17 protein-coding genes are annotated in these 21609 nt (G+C 42.8%); 2 read left to right on the plus strand and 15 right to left on the minus strand.

Translation table 11 applies throughout. The annotated features are described in order from the left end of the window. Nucleotides 1-43: 43 nt before the first annotated feature. Both ACT8YW_RS07965 and ACT8YW_RS07970 read right to left on the minus strand, forming a co-directional pair. A complete protein-coding gene (locus tag ACT8YW_RS07965) occupies nt 44-271 on the minus strand; it encodes a 4Fe-4S dicluster domain-containing protein (protein ID WP_004297419.1) in 228 nt (75 codons plus the stop codon). A gap of 53 nt (nt 272-324) precedes the next feature. Further along, entirely contained in the window at nt 325-606 is a 282-nt protein-coding gene (locus tag ACT8YW_RS07970) for a tetratricopeptide repeat protein (RefSeq protein WP_444104590.1), read from the minus strand. A gap of 369 nt (nt 607-975) precedes the next feature. Between ACT8YW_RS07970 and ACT8YW_RS07975 the strand changes: the two genes are divergently transcribed. Continuing rightward, complete coding sequence (locus ACT8YW_RS07975) at nt 976-1458, plus strand: DUF456 domain-containing protein (protein WP_444104591.1); 483 nt, start codon at nt 976-978, stop codon at nt 1456-1458. 109 nt (nt 1459-1567) lie between these two features. On the opposite strand, the gene rpiB is transcribed toward ACT8YW_RS07975, so the two are convergent. From rpiB to ACT8YW_RS08025, 10 genes are all read right to left on the minus strand, one after another. Then, on the minus strand, nt 1568-2002 hold the full coding sequence (gene rpiB, locus ACT8YW_RS07980; protein ID WP_004309178.1) for a ribose 5-phosphate isomerase B: 435 nt from the start codon (nt 2000-2002) through the stop codon (nt 1568-1570). Further along, nucleotides 2002-4011, minus strand: coding sequence for a transketolase family protein (locus tag ACT8YW_RS07985; RefSeq protein ID WP_444104592.1), 2010 nt, complete (start codon nt 4009-4011; stop codon nt 2002-2004). Before ACT8YW_RS07985 ends, rpiB begins: the two co-directional genes overlap by 1 nt. Nucleotides 4012-4153: 142 nt before the next feature. Further along, nucleotides 4154-5698, minus strand: a complete 1545-nt coding sequence (locus tag ACT8YW_RS07990; protein ID WP_444104593.1) for an alpha-N-arabinofuranosidase — start codon at nt 5696-5698, stop codon at nt 4154-4156. A 65-nt stretch (nt 5699-5763) separates the two neighbouring features. After that, nucleotides 5764-8166, minus strand: a complete 2403-nt coding sequence (locus ACT8YW_RS07995; RefSeq protein WP_444104594.1) for a beta-L-arabinofuranosidase — start codon at nt 8164-8166, stop codon at nt 5764-5766. Nucleotides 8167-8279: 113 nt separating this feature from the next. Beyond that, complete coding sequence (locus tag ACT8YW_RS08000; RefSeq protein ID WP_444104595.1) at nt 8280-9875, minus strand: xylulokinase; 1596 nt, start codon at nt 9873-9875, stop codon at nt 8280-8282. A gap of 101 nt (nt 9876-9976) precedes the next feature. After that, nucleotides 9977-11503 (minus strand): L-arabinose isomerase, encoded by a 1527-nt coding sequence (gene araA, locus ACT8YW_RS08005; RefSeq protein ID WP_004297456.1) that lies wholly within the window; start codon nt 11501-11503, stop codon nt 9977-9979. 41 nt (nt 11504-11544) lie between these two features. Continuing rightward, on the minus strand, nt 11545-12228 hold the full coding sequence (locus tag ACT8YW_RS08010) for an L-ribulose-5-phosphate 4-epimerase (RefSeq protein WP_004297457.1): 684 nt from the start codon (nt 12226-12228) through the stop codon (nt 11545-11547). 5 nt (nt 12229-12233) lie between these two features. Then, on the minus strand, nt 12234-12911 hold the full coding sequence (locus ACT8YW_RS08015; protein WP_175353555.1) for an NUDIX hydrolase: 678 nt from the start codon (nt 12909-12911) through the stop codon (nt 12234-12236). A gap of 9 nt (nt 12912-12920) precedes the next feature. Beyond that, nucleotides 12921-14666 (minus strand): sodium:solute symporter, encoded by a 1746-nt coding sequence (locus tag ACT8YW_RS08020; protein WP_008999165.1) that lies wholly within the window; start codon nt 14664-14666, stop codon nt 12921-12923. Nucleotides 14667-14697: 31 nt separating this feature from the next. Then, the gene (locus ACT8YW_RS08025; protein ID WP_175353553.1) at nt 14698-15837 is read right to left on the minus strand and encodes an aldose epimerase family protein; all 1140 of its coding nucleotides are present in this window, start codon (nt 15835-15837) and stop codon (nt 14698-14700) included. Nucleotides 15838-16215: 378 nt separating this feature from the next. Here ACT8YW_RS08025 and ACT8YW_RS08030 point away from each other — a divergent pair, with 378 nt between their 5' ends. Then, nucleotides 16216-18198 (plus strand): alpha-L-arabinofuranosidase C-terminal domain-containing protein, encoded by a 1983-nt coding sequence (locus ACT8YW_RS08030; RefSeq protein WP_444104596.1) that lies wholly within the window; start codon nt 16216-16218, stop codon nt 18196-18198. Nucleotides 18199-18313: 115 nt separating this feature from the next. Here the strand turns inward: ACT8YW_RS08030 and ACT8YW_RS08035 are convergent, their stop codons facing one another. From ACT8YW_RS08035 to galK, 3 genes are all read right to left on the minus strand, one after another. Next, entirely contained in the window at nt 18314-18994 is a 681-nt protein-coding gene (locus ACT8YW_RS08035) for an RloB family protein (RefSeq protein WP_118418621.1), read from the minus strand. A 6-nt stretch (nt 18995-19000) separates the two neighbouring features. Next, nucleotides 19001-20212: an AAA family ATPase gene (locus ACT8YW_RS08040; RefSeq protein ID WP_444104597.1), complete on the minus strand. Its 1212-nt coding sequence runs from the start codon at nt 20210-20212 to the stop codon at nt 19001-19003. A gap of 198 nt (nt 20213-20410) precedes the next feature. Next, on the minus strand, nt 20411-21565 hold the full coding sequence (gene galK, locus ACT8YW_RS08045) for a galactokinase (protein ID WP_004297463.1): 1155 nt from the start codon (nt 21563-21565) through the stop codon (nt 20411-20413). Nucleotides 21566-21609: the final 44 nt, after the last annotated feature.

The raw sequence follows: 21609 nt of genomic DNA on the forward strand, positions 1-21609 counted from the left end.
TTTCCTTTCATTAATACAACTTCTTCTGCCATATTCTTTTCTTTTATTCTACTTTTACTTTATACACTGAAATACATCCGTCCGGACAAACCGTTGCACACGAGCTGCATCCGTTACAGGTATCTTCCTTCACTTGCCAGGCATAGTTATAGCCTTTCATGTTTACCTCTTTATTGAGGGCGATTACATCGAGCGGACACGCCACTACACACAGGTTGCATCCTTTGCAACGCTCCGTGTCGACTACGATTGCTCCTTTGATTTTTGCCATAATCTTTATTTATTACGTTATCTTTGAGTACGGTTATTGATTATACATCTCTTTTATTGATTGAACATATCCTTGTGGTAGAAGTTGAGGATATCTATTGCCATCTTTCTGGCCTGAACGGCAGGACTGTCCGGATTGACCTCAATGGCACACTGGTAGTTGTCCAGTGCCTGCTTCCAATCTCCTTTCTTTCGGTAGGCATTTCCCCGTAAATAGTAAAGAGTATCTTTCTCTTTTTCGACAGAATTGTCCTGGAGAAGCTGGTCCAATTGCTTAATCGCTGTGTCCACATCCCCCTGATTGATAAGCTCTTTTAGGTTGTCTATTTGCTCCATTTCTTTTCGTCTTTCGGGATTCTGAAACGCAAAGATAGTTTTTATTTATGTAAACAGGGCAAATGAGGACGGAAATTTGCAACGTTTTGAGTTTATTGCATATTCTATGAATATATAGTCAGGGGAAAGAGAACTTATTTGAATTTTGCGTTTTTTGTTGCATAAAGTGAATCTATTTGAGTATCTCACGGATGTGATAAACAGAACAGCCGAATGGCAACCGAACATACCACTTGAAAAATATAGGGAAATGCTTCCTGACAGATTCATTGTGAAATAATGGTGAAGGGAGGGAAAATAATTATTGATGTTAACTTGTATTTACTGAAAGTTACTGTATTTTTGTGCAGATATTAAAATGTATAGACTATGCCGGACATTATTTTGATTGTGATCAGTGCCCTTTGTATGATAGCTGGGTTAGCTGGTTGTATCCTTCCGTTTCTTCCCGGTCCTCCCATTGCTTATTTGGGATTAGTCATTCTCCATTTCACGGATAAGGTGGAATATACTACGACACAATTGATCGTTTGGTTATTGATTGTAGCTGTTTTGCAGGTGTTAGATTATTTTTCGCCAATGCTCGGGAGTAAGTATAGTGGCGGTAGTAAATGGGGAAACTGGGGATGTATCATCGGAACGCTAGTCGGACTTCTTTTTTTACCTTGGGGCATTATTCTCGGGCCTTTCCTCGGAGCTGTGATTGGTGAGCTATTGGGAAATAAGGAATTTTCTCAGGCACTTAAATCCGGATTCGGCTCATTAATCGGATTCATATTGGGAACTTTGCTGAAGTTTGTTGTTTGCGGTTATTTCTGTTATCAGTTTATTGCCGGTTTGTTTTTTAGATGATATGCAAGGATGGAGCTTATTTCATTGGTTTATGTGATATTTACATAAAAATAAAGCTGCCCTTCAAAAAGAAGAACAGCTTTACACCTATTTGATTTATCTTCAAGCTTTATTTTACCGGAATCTTATCAATACGGTTCTGATGGCGACCACCGTCAAATTTTGTAGAGAAGAACTCTGTCAAAATCATATCCGCTTCTTCAGTGCTGATGAAGCGTCCCGGCATGACCAGAACATTAGCGTCGTTGTGCTGACGAGCCAAGTGCGCAATTTCTGCATTCCAGCAGAGAGCAGCACGAATTCCCTGGTGCTTGTTCAGCGTCATATTGATTCCGTTTCCACTGCCACAGATAGCGATACCGGGATAACATTCTCCCGATTCCACTGCAAGGGCCAGCGGATGAGCATAATCCGGATAGTCTACGCTAGCGGTAGAGTTAGTTCCGAAATCCTTGTAAGCCCAGCCTTTTACTTCCAGCCAGCCGCGAACATATTCTTTCAGTTCAAAACCGGCATGGTCGCATGCTAATCCGATTGTTTTCATTAGAGCATTGCTTTTACTTGGTTATATACGTTCTCGGCAGTAAATCCAAGTTTCTCATCCAACACAGTGTAAGGAGCAGAGAAACCGAAAGATTCCAGTCCCCAAACTTTACCGTGGTAACCTACCAGACCTTGAAGAGTGACAGGCAGACCGGCAGTCATACCGAAGATCTTCGCATCTGCCGGAAGGATAGCTTCCTGATATTCTTTCGGTTGGTTACGGAACAGACCTTCAGACGGAGCAGATACAATGCGTACTTTTACGCCATCTTTGCGAAGCAATTCTGTACCGGCTACCAATGTAGCAACTTCAGAACCTGAAGCCACCAGGGTTACATCCGGATTTTCGTCAGAGCCTGCTACGATATAAGCACCCTTAGCTGCCTGTTCGTAATCAGTTCCTGCCGGTAAGTTGGCAATATTCTGGCGAGAGAAGATTAATCCTGTCGGAGTAGACATATTTTCCATGGCAAGTTTCCATGCAATAGTTGTTTCTTCTGCATCGGCCGGACGAAGTACCAACATAGAGTTGTGTCCCTTGTGGTTCTTCAGTTTTTCCATCAGGCGGATTTGTGCTTCCTGTTCTACCGGTTCGTGAGTAGGACCGTCTTCACCTACGCGGAATGCGTCGTGTGTCCAGATGAATTTCACCGGTTGTTCCATCAAAGCAGCCATACGTACGGCAGGTTTCATGTAATCGGAGAATACGAAGAATGTACCGCAAGCAGCGATTACACCACCGTGTAAAGACATACCGATACAGATACAAGCCATTGACAATTCAGATACACCTGCCTGGAAGAATGCTCCGCTGAAATCACCTTTCTTGAAAGAATGAGTCTTTTTCAGGAAACCGTCAGTCTTGTCAGAGTTAGAAAGGTCGGCAGAAGCAACGATCATGTTTTCTACTTGTGTGGCAAGTGCGCCCAGTACAGTGGCAGATGCAGCACGGGTAGCGCTACCAGCTTTCTGTTCGATAGCAGCCCAGTCCACTTTCGGAGCTTTGCCCGAGAAGAAAAGTTCCAGTTTGGCAGCTTGTTCCGGGTTTGCTTTCGCCCATGCAGCTTTTGCAGCATATTTTTCAGCTACAATTTTCTTCAGCTCTTCTGCACGTTTTGCATACAGTTCGGCTACTTCCGGGAATATAACGAACGGGTTAGTTGGATCACCACCCAAATTCTTGATTGTATTTACATAAGCGTCGCCACCGAGAGGAGCACCGTGTGTAGCGCAGTTGGCTTCATAGCTGCTGCCGTCTGCCTTGCGTGCACCTTTACCCATAACCGTTTTACCGATAATCAGTGTCGGGCGTTCTTTTTCAGCCTGTGCTTCTTTGATTGCTGCGCGGATTTCGTCAGGATCATTACCGTTGATGCTAAGTACGTTCCATCCCCATGCTTCATATTTCATGGCAGTATCTTCAACGGTTACATCTTTCGTTTCGGTAGAAAGCTGGATATCGTTGGAGTCATAGAACATAATCAGGTTGTCCAATCCCAGTGCACCGGCAATACGTCCGGAACCTTGAGAGATTTCTTCCTGGATACCACCGTCAGAGATGTAAGCATAGATTGTTTGATTCATCACCTCGTTGAAACGGGCTTTCAGGAATTTGGCAGCGATGGCAGCACCCACAGCGAAACTGTGTCCTTGTCCCAACGGACCGGAAGTGTTTTCAATGCCACGCATGATGTCCACTTCAGGATGTCCCGGAGTAGGACTTCCCCATTGACGGAATTCTTTCAGTTCGTCCAAAGTGAATTTACCTGTCAATGCTAGTGTAGAATAAAGCATCGGAGACATATGCCCCGGGTCCAGGAAGAAGCGGTCACGTCCTTCCCAACGGGGATTTTCAGGATCGTATACTAGAAACTCAGAGAAGAGTACATTTACAAAATCAGCACCACCCATGGCGCCACCCGGGTGACCGGAATTGGCTTTCTCAACCATTGAAGCAGCAAGAATACGGATGTTATCCGCTGCACGATTCATAAGTTTGTTATCGTTCATATCATTAAAATTTAATTGATTTCTGTCAGATTGTTCGCAAAGATAACTCTTTATGTGGATTTAACAATCCAAAAGAGCTATCTTTTTTATCGACAATTTTACGGTCTTCTTGTTTGTGATACAATAAGTAATTGCCCTAAAATTACTGTAACTCTAAAGTAACAATGGACTTAGCAGGAAGTTTTACCTTCATTGTACCTTTATTGATTTTTACCTCTTTGAAAGGTGCCGGTTTTACAATATTGGGGTTTTCAAAAGAATTGTAATCGGTCAGTTTTGCAGAGGTCAGAATCTCTCCAACTGCTTTTTTTGCTTTCGTATCACCCAGATTGATGGTGATTTCCTGTGCTTCGTCAGCATCTACATTGGATAGAGAAATGTGGATCACTCCATCCTTGTTTTTGGAAGCTGTGGCGCTTACCATCGGAACGGTGCGGTTATCACGTACACTCATTTTTTCGCAAGTCAGGTCGATGGGAAGATAAGTGGCATCCTGATGTACTTTATACATCTTGAAGACATAATAAGTAGGAGTGAGCACCATTTCTTTGTCTTTCGTTAGAATCATGGATTGAAGTACATTGACAATCTGTGCGATGTTTGCCATCTTCAGGCGGTCTGTATATTTGTGGAATACGTCAAGGCTTAAAGAAGCAACGAAAGCATCGCGCAATGTATTCTGCTGATATAGGTGTCCTTTGATGGTTCCCGGTTCTTCATCCCACCAGGTTCCCCATTCGTCGAGTAAAAGAGCGATCTTTTTGTCCTTGTCATATTTATCCATGATGGCGCAATGCTTCTTGAGCACATCTTCCACTTCCAGGCATTTACCCATTGTCCAATAATAGTCATCCTTGTTGAATTGAGTGGCTGCTCCTTTGCTGCCGCTCCATCCGGTTACGGTGTAATAGTGGAGAGAAAGTCCCTGCATGCGATGTCCTACACGATTCATCAATACGTCTGTCCAGTTGTAGTCATAGTCACTTGCGCCACTGGCAATTTTGAACAGACGGTTGCCGTCATAGTTACGGCAATAAGTAGAATAACGACGGTATAAGTCTGCATAATATTCCGGACGCATACTGCCACCACAGCCCCAGCTTTCATTTCCTACTCCCAGATATTTGAGTTTCCATGCTTTGTCACGACCATTCTTACGACGAAGATTGGCCATGGGAGAGTCCCCGTCGGAGGTCATGTATTCCACCCATTTGGCGAGTTCTTCTACGGTACCGCTACCTACATTTCCACTTACATAAGGTTCACAATCCAGCATTTCGCAAAGATTCAGGAACTCATGTGTACCGAAACTGTTATCTTCAATTGTTCCGCCCCAGTTGTTATTCACCATCTTCGGACGGTTTTCTTTCGGACCGATGCCGTCCATCCAATGATACTCATCGGCAAAGCAGCCACCCGGCCAGCGTAGAACGGGAACAGCCAAGTCTTTTAATGCATTGAATACATCTGTACGGTATCCCTTGATATTGGGTATATCTGACTTTTCGCCTACCCAAAGACCACCGTAGATACATGAACCCAGGTGTTCGGCAAACTGACCGTAGATTTCTTTCGGGATAATTTCTTTGCCTTGGTCGGCATATACGGTTATGGTAGCACTCTTTTGCGCGGAAAGAGATACTGATGCTGCCAGAAAGGCCGTGCTGACTAATAGTTTTGCTCTCATAAATGGTATTTGTTTAATGATTATATAGATGTTTGATTTTGATGATGGTTATTTTTTTTTAACGTTTATTTTAGTAAACGCACTTCGTAAATTGCAGGTGTCCATTCCGTTCCGTCAGGGATGAAACGTATTGGACAGCTACCTGTATTCAGTTTTTGAGGCAGGATATAAGAAAGGGTGATAAAGCCATCTTTATCTGCTTCACTGATCGTCGGATTAACAGCCAACTTTTCGTTATTCAGTAGAATAGCCACTTTGTTACGGTCATCTTTCCGTATTGTAATCAGTATGTGGCTTGCTTCTTCTTTTACTTTCAGTTGATAGCCGAACCAACCTTTGGCACGACGGAAGTGGCGGTCTTTATTCGTTCCGGTCTCTGCCTGCTCATATTGGATGCCATGGTCGGATTCCGGCTGCTGTTCGCCGGGGAAGATAAGATCAATGGTTTGATTAGCTAATTCGGTTGCTTTTCGTTCAGCCGTTGCCATTTCTTCCTGAATGGCTTTGAACTGCTCTTCGCTTGTCTGCCGGAAATAAACGGCATAGCGGGAATTATGCAGGCGGAAGAAGGGAACAAACTCCAATGCTTTGCCTTGTGCAGGGTAAACATCTCCGTTGTAGCTGAAAGCGATCCGGCTGCCTTGTTTTTGGTGAAGAGACTTACGGATGGAATCGGGATTTCCTATCAACATCGGAACTTCCTGCAAAGGAATCTGTTTGCCATGGGCGATATGTCCGCCGCGACTGTCATCGGCATATAAACCATCGAGGTGTTCAGTGCCTGTGGAAGCTGCAAGAACGATAGGGCCATATAAGAAAGCATAATAGTCTTTCTTGTCAGGAATTTGTTCCATGCTGACTCTCATAGGCAAGTTGAAAGTAATGACATCTCCTTTTTTCCATTTGCGGGAGAGAGGAAGATACTGATTACCTTTTGCCATAATGAATATTTTTCTTTTCCCATTGATACTAATGCTATAACCTTTGGATTGGTTAGCCCATTCCGGGATGCGTATCATTAAAGTACGTTTTTTCTTAGGCGCTTCATCTATTCGCAAAGTTACCTTACCGTCGTCAGGAAACCGGGTTTCCTGTGTCAAAGTTACGCCTTGCTCTTTCCAGGTTAGTTGCGAGGGAATGAAGAGGTTGATATAGAGCGTATCTTTCTGATGTGCATAGATAAATTCACCGTATTTGGTATGATTCTCCAAGCCTGAACCGACACAACACCACATAGATGTTTCCGGTTGCGAGTAAACACGGTAATGTCCTGGACGCATGGGAGTGAAGTATACAAAACCACCTTTGTCCGGTTCCTGCGATGCAAGAATGTGATTGTAAAGCGCACGTTCGTAATAGTTTACGTAGTTGGGATCAGGCTCCTGTGTATTGTTGGGATTGTGAGAATTCTGGTAAAGCATTTTAGTAAGGCGGAGCATGTTGTAAGTATTACAAGTCTCCGGTCCTTGAACGTCGTTCAGCATGGACGTAAAATTGTCAGATGGGTGGAAATGTTCACGGACGCTATTTCCTCCGATGCAGACGGAACGGTGATTGACTACCGTATTCCAAAAGAAACGGGCGGCATGATCCCATTCAGCAGCATGACTCCAACTTTTGTCATCTTGCGAAAGTTCGGCAATTCGTTTGTAACCGATCACTTTGGGAATCTGTGTGTTGGCGTGCATACCTGTCAGCTTGTCTTCATCTTTGATAAGCGGGTCGAGGATAAGTTTGTGGGAGAAACGGCGGGCCAGTTCCAGATATTTCTTGTCGCCTGTGATTTCAGCCACATCAGCGAAAGTCTCATTTAATCCGCCATGTTCGCTGCGAAGCATATCCTGCATTTGTTCGTCGCTCAAACCGGAAGTGATGTCAATCATCCAGTCTGTAAGGTCAATCAGCATTTTACGTGCCAGATCGCTTCCTGCATACAAGTAAGCATCCCGCAATCCGGCATACGTTTTATGTATGTTGTATAGAGGTACCCATTTGCCGTTAAGGTCGAAACCTCCGGCACGGATTTTTCCTGCTTTTATATCTTTCCAAAGTTGGAGGCTTCCCGGAGTTCCTCCGATGAATCCTGTACCTACAGCTTGCTGTGCACGGTGCAACTCATTCAGCATGTAGTTTAAACGGTTGTAGACGGCAGTATCTCCGGTAGCGGCATACATCATGGAGAGGGCGGATAGATAATGTCCGCCGATATGTCCGTCCAATCCGGTATTTTCCCAGTTGGTGTAGCTGGGAGCTTTAGGTTGTAACCCTGCTTCGCGTAGAAAAGGAGCGAGCAGACGGTCGGGGTTTAAGGCTAGTATATAGTGTAAATCAGTCTGTTGGGCTTGCAGGAACGGGCTATCCAATAGTTTCACGTTCTGTAAAGGGAAGTAAGACACCTGTGGAGCGTTTTGTGCTTTAGCCAGTGAGGTGGACAGGACAAGTGCAAGTATGAACGAGGTGGTTTTCATGATAATAGTCTCCCCTTATCCCTCTCCAAAAGAGGAGAGGGGATGAGGATGTTTTATGTTAATACTTAAATGATTATGAGAAGAAAAAGCAGAGAAAGCACTCGTGATGAGGCTTATTTAAATTTGACCGCTGCTTCCTCAATAGGCAATCCTGCCTTATAGTTTTCGATGTATGTATTAAAACCAGCTACATCTTCGGGCGTGGGTGATACCTCGACACCGGCATCTCCGACAAATACACTTTCATCCAGGAAGTCGGCAAGAGATTGTTTCTTTTCGTTGTTCACGAGGTAAGAACCTAACAAGGCAATACCCCAGGCACCACCTTCACCGGCTGTTTCCATCACAGAAATAGGAGAGTTGATGGCTGCTGCAAGGATTCTTTGACCTACTCCCTTTGTTCTGAATAATCCTCCGTGACCTGTAATTCTATCTACTTTGATTTTTTCTTCGTTGAATAGGATATCATTACCAATCTTGAGAACGCCTACTGAAGCGTATAAGTGAGTCCGCATAAAGTTGGCCAGGTTGAACTTGTCATTAGCAGAGCGTATAAATAAAGGTCTTCCGTCGGCAAGTCCTGTTACAGGTTCGCCTGAAATATAGTTGTATGAAAGGAGTCCTCCGCAATCTGTGTCACCGGTAAGTGCGATATTGTAGAGTTTGCTGTAGATTTCATCCATATTTACAGGTATACCCAGAAGTTCCTGATATTCTTTAAACAGGTTGACCCATGCATTGAGATCGGAAGTACAGTTATTGCAATGTACCATGGCTACGAGGCTTCCGTCAGGGGTTGTAACCATGTCGATCATTTCGTATGGCTTGGACAAGTCTTTCTCTAATACAATCATAGAGAATGAAGAAGTACCTGCCGATACATTTCCGGTGCGCTGTTTCACAGCATTGGTTGCAACCATACCGGTGCCGGCGTCTCCTTCCGGAGGACAAACGGGTATTCCTGCTTTCAAATGACCCGATGCGTCGAGCTTCTTGCTACCTTCCGGTGTGAGGACACCTGCATTTTCACCTGCCGATAATACTTTAGGCAGAATATCCTGTAGCTTCCAGCTATATTCTTTCGAAGCAATCAGCTTGTCGAACTTAGCCACCATTTCAGCAGAATAGTTGTTAGTAGTTGGATCTATAGGAAGCATACCTGATGCATCGCCTATTCCCAACACCTTTTCGCCTGTGATCTGCCAATGCACATAACCTGCCAGAGTGGTCAGGAAGTCGATTTCATTAACGTGTGATTCATTGTCTAAAATAGCCTGATACAAGTGGGAAATGCTCCAACGCAGAGGGATATTATAGACAAATAGTTCGGATAAAGCAGCCGCTGCGCGACCTGTATTAGTGTTTCTCCAAGTGCGGAAAGGCACGAGGATTTCTTCTTTTTTGTTGAATGGCATATAACCATGCATCATAGCGCTGACACCGATGGCAGCCAGAGTCTCGATCTCTATGCCGTATGCATTCTTTACGTCAGTACGAAGATCGGCATAGCAATCTTGCAGCCCTGACCAGATAGCTTCAATGCTATACGTCCAAAGTCCGTCGACTAACTGGTTTTCCCAAGTGTGGCTACCTTGAGCAATAGGCTTGTTTTCCTGGTCGATCAAGACAGCTTTTATTCGTGTAGAACCGAGTTCTATACCAAGAATAGCTTTACCTGCCTCGATGGTTGATTTTGCATCTAATTTCATGTTGAAATCAATATTTTAAGGTATAACGATCATTCTAAAAAAACAAGTTTCGCAAAAACCTAACGAAATAATTAAGCCATGCGAAACTTGAATAATTGTTTTTAGCAAAGTGCTTTATTCAACATGTAATACACTTCGTTCATGCGCAGTTCTTTCTTGAAGCAGCTGATCGTAGTATCCTTGTTAATATGCACCATTTCGATACCTGCGATTTCAGCATAATCTTCCCAATATTCTGCTGTCAGGTCGTAAGAGAAGCAAGAGTGGTGAGTTCCACCAGCCAGAATCCATGCACCTGCACCTACTTCAAGGTTTGGCATCGGAATCCAGAGAGCAGAAGCAACCGGCAACTTAGGCAGCGGTTTCGGCTCGATACATTCTACGTCGTTCACGATCAGACGGAAACGGTTACCCATATCTACAATAGTAGCAGTGCAGCCTGTACCTACTTTTGAAGTGAAGACCAAACGTGCAGTCTGACTCTTGCGGATCCCTATACCGAGGAAGTGTACTTCCAGGCGAGGTTTGTTGGCGGCGATAAGCGGGCAGACTTCCAACATGTGTGACTGAAGGATAGAGCTGTTAGCACCGTCGAAATTCAGTGTGTAATCTTCCAGGAATGAACAGCCTTTAGGAAGACCCTGATTCATTACCCATACAGTGCGGTAAAGAGCAGCCGATTTCCAGTCACCTTCAGCACCGAACCCGTAACCTTCCGCCATCAGACGTTGTGAAGCAAGACCCGGGATTTGATCGAAACCATTGTATTCAATGTCGCCCAAATCGTCGAAGTTGGTAGTAAATCCTTTGGCACCTTTGGCTTTCAGGATAGCACGTATAGCCAGTTCAGCCTTAGCGGCATTCCATACTTTCTGGTAAGCTTCAGTTGATTTATCTTCCAGAGAAGCATCGTGATCGTATTCCTTAAAGTAAGTAGCTACCAATGCATCTACCTCTTCATTTTTGATATCCTTGTGATATTCCATCAATTCGCTTACCGGACAGTAATCTACGTGGTAACCCATACGTTGTTCAGCTTCCACTTTATCACCATCGGTTACAGCTACGTTGTTCATCTGGTCGCCGAAACGGATAATCAGCATATCCTGTGAATCTGCCCAACCGGCACAAACACGCATCCAAACGGCAATCTTATGCAAAGTCTCTTCCTCTTTCCAGTAACCTACCACTACTTTACGACGGATACGCATACGGGTACAGATATGTCCGAATTCGCGGTCACCGTGAGCAGACTGGTTCAGGTTCATGAAATCCATGTCCATTGTATCCCAAGGAATTTCCTTGTTGAATTGAGTATGCAGGTGCAACAAAGGCTTCTTCAACTGTTGCAAGCCGTGAATCCACATTTTAGCAGGAGAGAACGTATGCATCCAAGTGATAACACCGACACACTTTTCGTCATTATTGGCTGCTTTGAAAACAGCTTCCACTTCTTTAGAAGAATTAGCTGTTCCTTTGTATACCACCTTTACAGGGAGTTTACCGGATTCGTTCAATCCGTTAACCATTTCATTAGAGTGTGCGTCTACTGCGATTACTGCGTCACCTCCGTACAAAAGCTGTGCTCCTGTTACGAACCATACTTCATATTGATCAAATGCGTTCATAATGTTATTGCTTTAATTTTTAATTGTTACTTTTTAATTGATTATTGTCCATAATAAGCATTCGGACCATGCTTGCGGCTGAAATGTTTCTCTATCAGCAACGGATTCATTGTTAAATTGGGATTTACCGCATAAGCGATACTTGCCATTTTAGCCACCTGTTCCATAACCACAGCATTGTGTACGGCATCATGCGCGTCTTTTCCCCAAGAGAAAGGACCGTGATTTTTTACCAATACTCCCGGTGTATGTACAGGATTCAATCCTTCAAAACGTTTCACTATCACATTACCGGTTTCCAGCTCGTAAGCACCTTTCACTTCCGCTTCTGTCATATCCGCTGTGCAGGGAATGGCATCATGGAAATAATCCGCATGAGTCGTTCCGATGTTCGGAATGTCGCATCCCGCCTGTGCCCAGGCAGTAGCATAAGTAGAGTGAGTATGAACCACTCCGCCAATCTCCGGAAATGCTTTGTAAAGTACTACGTGAGTAGGAGTATCCGAGGATGGCTTCAGTCGTCCTTCAACGACCTTGCCATCCAAATCCACTACTACCATATCTTCGGCTTTCATGTCATCATAACTTACACCACTGGGCTTGATTACTACCAGCCCGCTTTCACGGTCGATAGCAGAAACATTGCCCCAGGTAAAGATGACTAATCCATGCTTTACCAATTCGAGATTGGCATGAAATACTTTTTCTTTTAGTTCTTCCAGCATAATGATTAGATTTTAAATTTCGGGTCTTTGCGGTAAGCCTTGCCGTTGAACTTATACAAGGCAGCCCCTCGTTTGGAACCCAGTTTATCAATTTTATCAGTCTTTTCTATATAATCCATTTCAGCTACTCTTTTACGGAAATTCCGTTTATCCATCGGTTCGTCGTAAATAGCTTCATATAGACTTTGCAGTTGAGACAACGTAAAGAGTTTCGGAAGCAGATTGAATCCGATAGGTTCCACGGATGCTTTTTGCTTCATCAGTTCCCGTGCTTTTTCCACCATTTCAGGATGGTCGAAAATGAGTGGAGGAAGTTCGTTCATATTCACCCAGTAAGCGTTGTGCTTCTGAACTAGTTTCCGGTCGTATTCATTAATATTGATTAATGCATAGTAAGCTACGGAGATTACCCGTTCACCCGGATCACGTTCGACAGCTCCAAAAGCTCCTACCTGCTCCATATAAACGTTTTCCAGTCCGGTAAGCTCATGCAATACACGTTTGGCGGCATCGTCTACACTTTCATCTTTCTGCACGAATCCTCCCATCAGTGACCATTCACCCATTGCCGGCTCAAAGTTTCTCTTCAACAGGAGCAGGCTGATTTCTCCTTCGGAGAAACCAAAAATAATACAGTCGATGCCGACATAGAAAGTAGGATTGGTACTATAATACTTATTCATATCAGGGTATTACCAGAAGTATATATAAAATAATGCGCAAAGAACTACTACACCGATAGAGGTGATAACATCCCACTTGTTCCAGCTTTGCTTGATGAGTGTCTTATAGTCATCAGTAAAGGTGATAGCCTCTATCTGCTTGGCAGTAGGTGCAGGAGTGAAGAATGAAACAACAACCATCAGTACGATCAGGAATACGAGCAGCCATATTTCGAAGATCAGCCAGTTTGTCTGCCAGAACCAGGCAGTACATTCCCAGTACCATCCGGACATCACATCTTTACCTGTATTCGTGAGGATATTGGTCAGCAAACGTACCATACCGATGATAAAACCTACTATCATGGCTGTTTCACCTGCCTTAGGCGTAATCTTTTTAGAGAATATACCGAGGGCAAATACAGCCACCATCGCAGGAGCAAGCAATGACTGGATGCCTTGCAGATAATCATAAAGACTACCCAGGCTCTGCATGATAGGTATCCATACAATACCCAAAATTACTACAACAATAGTAGCGATACGACCTACCAACACATAAGTTGCTTCGCTTTTGTCCTTGAACATCGGCTTGTAGAAGTCTTCAGTAAACAAGGTAGCGCAAGAGTTGAAGAATGCTGCCAATGAAGCCACCAATGCCGAAATAAAGCCAATAGTAACAATACCTTTTACACCGGCAGGCAATACGAACTTAACCATTGAACCAAAAGCTGTATCAGGATTATCCAGTACGAAACCGCTTTCCGGACGTGCCGACAATGCAGCAGCTATCATACCCGGTATCAAGAACATGAACACAGGCAAAATCTTGAAATAACCGGCAGCGATAGTACCTCTACGTGCACGTCTCATTACCTCTTCGCTGGATTCACCTTTACGTTGTCCAAGCACACGTTGAACGATATGCTGGTCAGTACACCAGTACCAGAATCCGATGATGGATGCTCCGATAAATACCCAGAAACCTGGATAGTCATCATACATCGGGTCGCCTGTCTCAAAGTGGAACATGTGGTTTGTGCCGTGAGCAACTCCGTCTGTTCCTATATTAAGTGTCTTGGCATACTCTATCATGTGAGTCCAACCGTCGCTGATACTACCGGCTCCAAGTGCCGACAATCCTAAGAAAAGTACAAGGAACGAACCTATAATAAGTATCGGAGTCTGGATAGCAGACAATGTCATTACTCCTTTCATACCACCCAGAACCGTGAAGATTCCCGTAAGAACGATCAGGCCGATAGCACCAAACCAGAATGGCAATCCGAGAAGACTTTCCATGAAGATACCTCCGGTAAATGCTGTTACGCTAACTTTGGTTAATACGTATGCTATGAGGGTAATGATAGACAACCATGAACCTGTAGCAGGAGTATATCTATATTTCAGGAAGTCGGGCATCGTGATGATTTTTCCTAACTTCACGTTCATCAGCTGATAGAACGGTACGAAAAGCCAACCTAAAATAAGGATCATCCATCCCTGCATTTCCCAGTGTGCCATACCTACTCCGGATTTAGCTCCTGTGCCGGCAAGTCCTACAAGGTGTTCCGAACCGATATTGGCAGCGAAGATAGCTGCCCCAATGATATACCAGGGTTCCCCTTTACCAAACAAATAATCTTCACTGTTAGCGCCTTGTTGCAAACGCTTGTCTTTCTGTATCGAACGCCATACCGCCCATGTGACTGCTAAAATACCGACTACGATGATTACCCAGTCGATCCATATAAACTCGTGTGAATTCCAGTTCATCTTATTCTGCTTTTGTTCTTTTGATATTAAATTATTTCTCTATACCGAATTTGAAAATACATTCGCTATTATAAGTTTGTCCCGGTTCCAGTACAACAGAAGGCCAGTCTGCCTTGTTGGGGCTATCTGGATAGTGTTGTGTTTCCAGGCAGACAGAAGCACGTTGGTTGTAAACGATACCTTTCTTTCCGGTTACGGTTCCATCAAGGAAGTTTCCTGTGTAAACCTGTACACCCGGTTCGTTGGTATATACTTCCAGAGTGATGCCGCTTTCAGGTGAAGTTAGTTTGGCTGCTACTTGAGAAAGATCTCCCTTAGTGTTGAGCACCCAGTTGTGGTCATACCCTTTTCCGTTCTTCAGTTGAACGAAATCATAATTGTTGATCTCTTTACCTACCGCTTTCGGAGTGGTGAAGTCCATCGGAGTGTCTTTTACCGGAGCGATTTCGCCTGTAGTCATAAAAGTACTGTCTACCGGAGTATAATAGTCTGCGTTCACATACAGTATGTTGTCAGTTGAAGCTTTTGACGGATCACCAGCCAGGTTGAAGTAAGAATGGTTGGTCATATTGATGATCGTCTTTTTATCGGTAGTTGCGCTATATTTAATGTCGATAGCGTTGTCTTCAGTTAGTTTATAGGTCACTTTAGCTGTTACATTTCCCGGGAAGTTTTCGTCTCCGTCCGGTGAGACAAGTGTCAGTTCCAACGTTGTCGGATCAATCAGATTAGCTTCATAAACTTTGTATTGCCAACCTTTCGGACCTCCATGCAGGCAGTGGCCGAAATTGTTTTGCGGCAGTTGGATGGTATCACCGTCCAATGCGAAACGACCCTGATTGATACGGTTTGCATAGCGTCCGATAGAAGCACCAAAGTCGCTGGGTACATTAATATAGTCAGCAATGCTGTCAAAACCTAAAACTACATCCTGCATCTTACCGTTCTTATCGGGTACCATGACAGACACGATACGTCCTCCGAAGTTAGTGATGCATACTTCCATACCTGCCTTGTTCTTTAAGGTATAAAGAGCTGTTTGGGCATTGTTCACTTCTGTTTGAAATTTTACCGGGTCGAGACCGGACAAGGTCAGCTCGGAAGCCGGCTTGTTATTGCACGCAGCCAGCATCAGCGCGGCAAATCCTGCAAGTAGAAAATGTTTTTTCATGGTTTTATTTTTAATGTAAATGAGATGCTTATCTTATTTTGGGTGTAAAAGTAACACTTTCGTTTGGTGTATCAAATACACTCTTATATGTTGTGCAGCATAAATGGTGTATTTTATGATTTTCCATACACCTTAATTATATATATAAATGTACGCTTTCCATCCGTTTGTTTTTCATATAATAGAGCGTGCAAATAGGTGCTTTTTAATCTGGTTTCGTATTATAAATATCAGATGCGGATGGAAAATTGTGCAAATGAATGGAATTTGATCCTTTTTGACCGATAAACACCTATTAATGATAAATTTGGGTACGGAGAAAATAGAGAATCTGATTATCTTTGCATTTTAACTATATATAATTTTTTATTGAGAACCATGAGAAGATACGCAAATTTATTGGCAGTATTAGCCTTGTCTACTAACCTTGCCCTTCATGCGCAAACCAATGAGTTGGTGATACAGACGAAGAAGCTGGGTGCAGAAATCCAACCTACTATGTATGGACTCTTTTTTGAGGACATCAACTACGCTGCCGACGGCGGACTTTATGCCGAACTGGTGAAGAATCGTTCCTTTGAGTTTCCACAACACCTGATGGGATGGAAAACGTATGGAAAAGTGTCATTAATGAACGATGGTCCTTTTGAGCGTAATCCGCATTATGTGCGCCTTTCCGACCCCGGACACGCACATAAGCATACCGGATTGGATAACGAAGGTTTCTTCGGCATCGGTGTCAAGAAGGGAGAGGAGTATCGTTTCTCTGTTTGGGCGCGTTTGCCGCAAGGAAGTACAAAAGAAACATTGAGAATCGAACTTGTAGATACCCAATCAATGGGCGAACGTCAGGCACTTGTTGCAGGGAATCTTACGATTGATTCTAAGGACTGGAAAAAATACCAGATAATCTTGAAGCCCGGCAGTACTCATCCGAAATCCGTACTCCGTATTTTCCTTACCTCCAAAGGAACAGTAGATTTGGAGCACGTCTCCCTTTTTCCGGTTGATACCTGGAAAGGACATGAAAATGGGCTTCGTAAAGATTTGGCACAAGCATTGGCGGATATTCATCCCGGAGTCTTCCGCTTTCCCGGTGGTTGCATCGTAGAAGGTACCGACTTGGAAACTCGTTACGACTGGAAAAAATCAGTTGGTCCGGTAGAAAACCGTCCCTTAAATGAAAATCGTTGGCAATATACTTTTACTCACCGATTTTTCCCTGATTATTACCAAAGCTATGGATTGGGATTCTACGAATATTTCCTGCTGTCTGAAGAAATGGGTGCGGCACCTCTGCCGATTCTGAATTGCGGACTTTCCTGCCAATATCAGAATAATGATCCGAAAGCTCACGTAGCAGTTTGTGATTTGGATAACTATATTCAGGATGCACTCGACCTGATTGAGTTTGCTAATGGAGACGTGAATACTACGTGGGGAAAAGTACGTGCCGATATGGGACATCCTGCTCCGTTTAACCTGAAGTTTATCGGTATCGGTAACGAACAATGGGGGAAAGAATATCCCGAACGTCTCGAACCGTTTATCAAAGCCATTCGTAAAGCTCACCCGGAAATCAAAATAGTAGGTAGCTCCGGTCCGAATTCCGAAGGAAAAGATTTTGATTATCTGTGGCCTGAAATGAAACGTCTGAAAGTTGATTTGGTGGACGAACATTTCTATCGTCCTGAAAGCTGGTTTCTGGCTCAAGGCGCCCGCTATGACAACTACGACCGTAAAGGTCCGAAAGTATTTGCCGGTGAATATGCCTGCCATGGAAAAGGAAAGAAATGGAATCATTACCATGCTGCTTTGCTAGAGGCTGCTTTTATGACCGGATTGGAACGTAATGCTGACATCGTTCACATGGCTACCTATGCTCCGCTTTTCGCTCATGTGGAAGGATGGCAATGGCGTCCTGATATGATTTGGTTCGATAACCTGAACTCTGTGCGTACCACTAGCTATTATGTACAACAACTGTATGCGCAGAATAAAGGAACAAATGTGCTTCCCCTTACCATGAATAAGAAAAATGTAACGGGAGCCGAAGGGCAGAACGGACTCTTTGCCAGTGCTGTTTACGATAAGGATAAGAATGAACTGATTGTAAAGGTTGCCAATACTTCCGCCACAGCACAGCCAATTTCCTTGATTTTTGAAGGATTGAAAAAACAAGATGTACTGTCTAATGGCCGTTGTATCAAACTTCGTTCGCTTGATTTGGATAAGGATAATACACTTGAACAACCTTTTGCCATCGTTCCGCAGGAAACTCCGGTATCTATTGAAGGCAACGTGTTTACTACCGAACTGGAACCCACTACGTTCGCGGTATATAAATTCACGAAGAAATAAGTAGAACTAATTAGATGTTATTGGATCAATAGGTTTTAGATTTTTGTTAATTGTAAAAAGTAAGGGCGGCTCCCATTACGGAAGCCGCCCTTCTTAATATATAGTTACGTTATGATCATAATAACTTTTCAGGATGAGTTAGCTCTTCTACTAGCTCATATACAGTAGTACAAGGCTTGTGAACTGCATAATCTGTTCCCGAAAATGATTCTCTTAAGCGTTGAGCGTGTTTGATAGCTAATGATTCATCTCCTATACGTTGTAATATGTCGAAAGTTTCCGGTGATTTCTTTTTATATCGGTAGTTTGAATCATTTGTTCTATTTTGGATTTCCCTTTCTATTTTCTCAATGTATTGAGAACGGGATATGCCGGTATCCAAATATTGAAAATGTAGATAATACCAAAGTTCGAATGACTCATTAGACCATGCACAAAGAATATGATTCTTTTTTGCAAGCTGTATTGCATCATTGAAATCATTAAAGTCATCCTTATCAAAAACAGCCCATACCCTGTCAAACTCTTTATTGGATTTATCACGAATAGCCATGGTCTCTTTGATAAGACTGACTGTCCCCTGACCCTTACCTTCAATTGTGACCTCACGAATATCCGAATAACGGTCTTTGATTAAAGCCCTGAAATAGTTAGGTTCAGTTCTTTCGCCTTCACATACGATAAGGAAACTAACAGATACATTGCGTACTGCTACTTTTCTTTTTTTATCCAGTTTAGCCTGTCTTTGTTCTTTTTTTATTTCCTCAAACCGATGTTTCGGCAGCAGTCTACTCATAGTGTATTAATCTTTAATATATGGAATTGCACCGTAACGTCCGTTGATATAATCCTTTTCAAAGCTACGATCTTTCCGAATCTTGTTTCCTTCCGGTTCTCTGAATTCAGCTAATGAGTAGAGGTCGGTAGCTTCCGAATGATCTTTTTCCGTAAACCAAATTTGATCCCTACGGAATGTTTTAACATTCAGTAAATTAGTGTCGTGGGTGGCGAATATTAATTGGGCACCCTTGGGATTCGTTTCGGGGTTATTAAAAAGTTTAATAATATGTTGAGTTAGCAGTGGGTGAAGCTTCGAATCGAGTTCGTCTACAACTAGTGAATCTCCGAACGCTAACTGACTAATAACTAAGGCTGCTAAATCAAATAGTTTGTTGGTTCCTGATGATTCATGCTCTTTCATAGAAAAACGGGTTTCTCCAATGATTTCTCCCTGTTCATTATATAAATTATGTATGGTGTATGCTTTGATTTCTTTTGCCAATTTTTCATCTTCGGGAAGTTCAAATCTGTTAAATCCTGCATTCATAGAGTTTAAGAAGTCTTGAATTTTTTGTTTGAAGCTAAGATTTGGATTTTTATTGTTACACATATCATTTGTAAATCCAGACCAAGATTCATGGTTAATGCCTGATATTACTAAAAAACTATCAATTTTGTGAATAATTTTTTTTGCAACTTCACCATTAAAAGAATCAATTGTCGATAAAAATAGTCCATTGTCACGTACCTTTTCTTCTAAACCTTTACCTTCATTATAATCGTCAGCTATTCCGATTCCTTCTTCCGTACGAACAAATAAGCATTTTTCCTTTTTCGCTTTTCCCTCTTTTGTATATAACCATTCTTCATAAACCTTCAGATTGTCTGCAGTAAAACCATACGTATATGTTTGGTTATCTATCAGTAATTCCATTTCAAAAAATGATGGTTCTTTGGCTGTTTCTTGGTTTAATAAGAAAGGAGTAATACCTAATTTATCTGTCGAATTCAATTTAGAAGAAGAATTTACGATGTCTCTAAACTTACCAATTGCCTTCAATAAATTACTTTTTCCACTTGAGTTAGCTCCATAAATAACAGCTGATGGAAGTAGTCTATATCCTTCTTTTTCTATAACAGATTCATGCAATTCCTTAATAGCGGTAGCTTCCATGCTCAAAACCTTTTTGTCTTTGAACGAACGATAGTTGCCTACTGTAAAATTGATTATCATATTGTTTTTATATTAAGTTGTCTATTCTATAGAACATGGCAAAGATACGAATAGTTTTAGATAATTCTCTTAAAATGAGAAATTTTCTCATTTTAAGAGAATGGGGTTGAGGTTGTGTGTTATTATGCCGTGTAAAAAGTAAGGGCGGCTCCCATCACGGAAGCCGCCCTTCTTGCTTATTTAATAACGAATAAATTCTTATTCCAGTCTACGAGAACCGTCACCGATTACTACGTCATACACTTTCGGGCTTCTGCCGAATTTAGCTTTGAAAGCAGCTTTTGTTTTTTCAACGAAGTTATCGTACAATTCATCCTTAACAAGGTTGATAGTACAACCTCCGAAGCCACCACCCATTACGCGTGAACCGGTTACACCGTATTCTTTAGCGCAGTCATTCAGAAAGTCGAGTTCTTCGCAGCTTACTTCGTACAACTTGCTCATGCCGTGATGAGTTTCGTACATCTTCTTACCTACAGTTTCGTAATCATCCTTTTCCAATGCCTCGCAAACATCGAGTACACGTTGGATTTCTTCGATTACATATTCTGCACGCATATAGTCTTCAGCGCTGATATCAGCTTTCGCTTCTTCTAGCATAGCCATTGTACAGTCGCGCAGGAATTCTACGTGCGGATGTTTTTTCTGGATAGCGGCAACAGCAGCTTCACAGCTTTGGCGACGCTTGTTATAAGCAGAAGAAGCCAATTCGTGCTTAACCACTGAATCCATCAGAACCAGACGATAACCTTCCGGATGGAATGGGAAATACTGATACTCCAGTGAACGGCAATCCAGACGGATCAAACTACCTGCTTTACCGAATACGGAAGCAAACTGGTCCATAATACCGCAGTTCACACCACAATAGTTATGTTCTGTAGCCTGGCCAACTTTAGCCAATTCGAACTTATCTATCTTGTTTTCACCAAACAGTTCGTTCAGTGCGAAAGCATACGTACTTTCCAAAGCAGCAGAAGAAGACATACCTGCACCCAGAGGCACATCACCTGCGAAAGCAGTATTAAATCCCTTCACATCAACGCCACGTTTAATCATTTCACGGCATACACCGAAAATATATCTTGCCCAGCTGGCGCGTGGAGCATCTTCTTCATTCAAACCAAATTCTACATAATCCTTCAAGTCGATAGAGTAAGCCTTTACTTTGTCAGTACCGTTAGGTTTGATTTCAGCAATCATCCCTTTGTCTACCGCTCCCGGAAAAACGAATCCACCGTTGTAGTCAGTGTGTTCACCGATCAGGTTGATACGGCCCGGAGAAGCATATAAAAATCCAGTAGTTCCGTCAAAGTGTTTAATGAATCGACTTCTTACGTATTCTGTATCCATGATATTTATATTTTAAAGGTGAATAAATTGAATTCTATTCTATG

The organism is Bacteroides sp., from assembly GCF_052357945.1.
GTDB lineage: Bacteria > Bacteroidota > Bacteroidia > Bacteroidales > Bacteroidaceae > Bacteroides.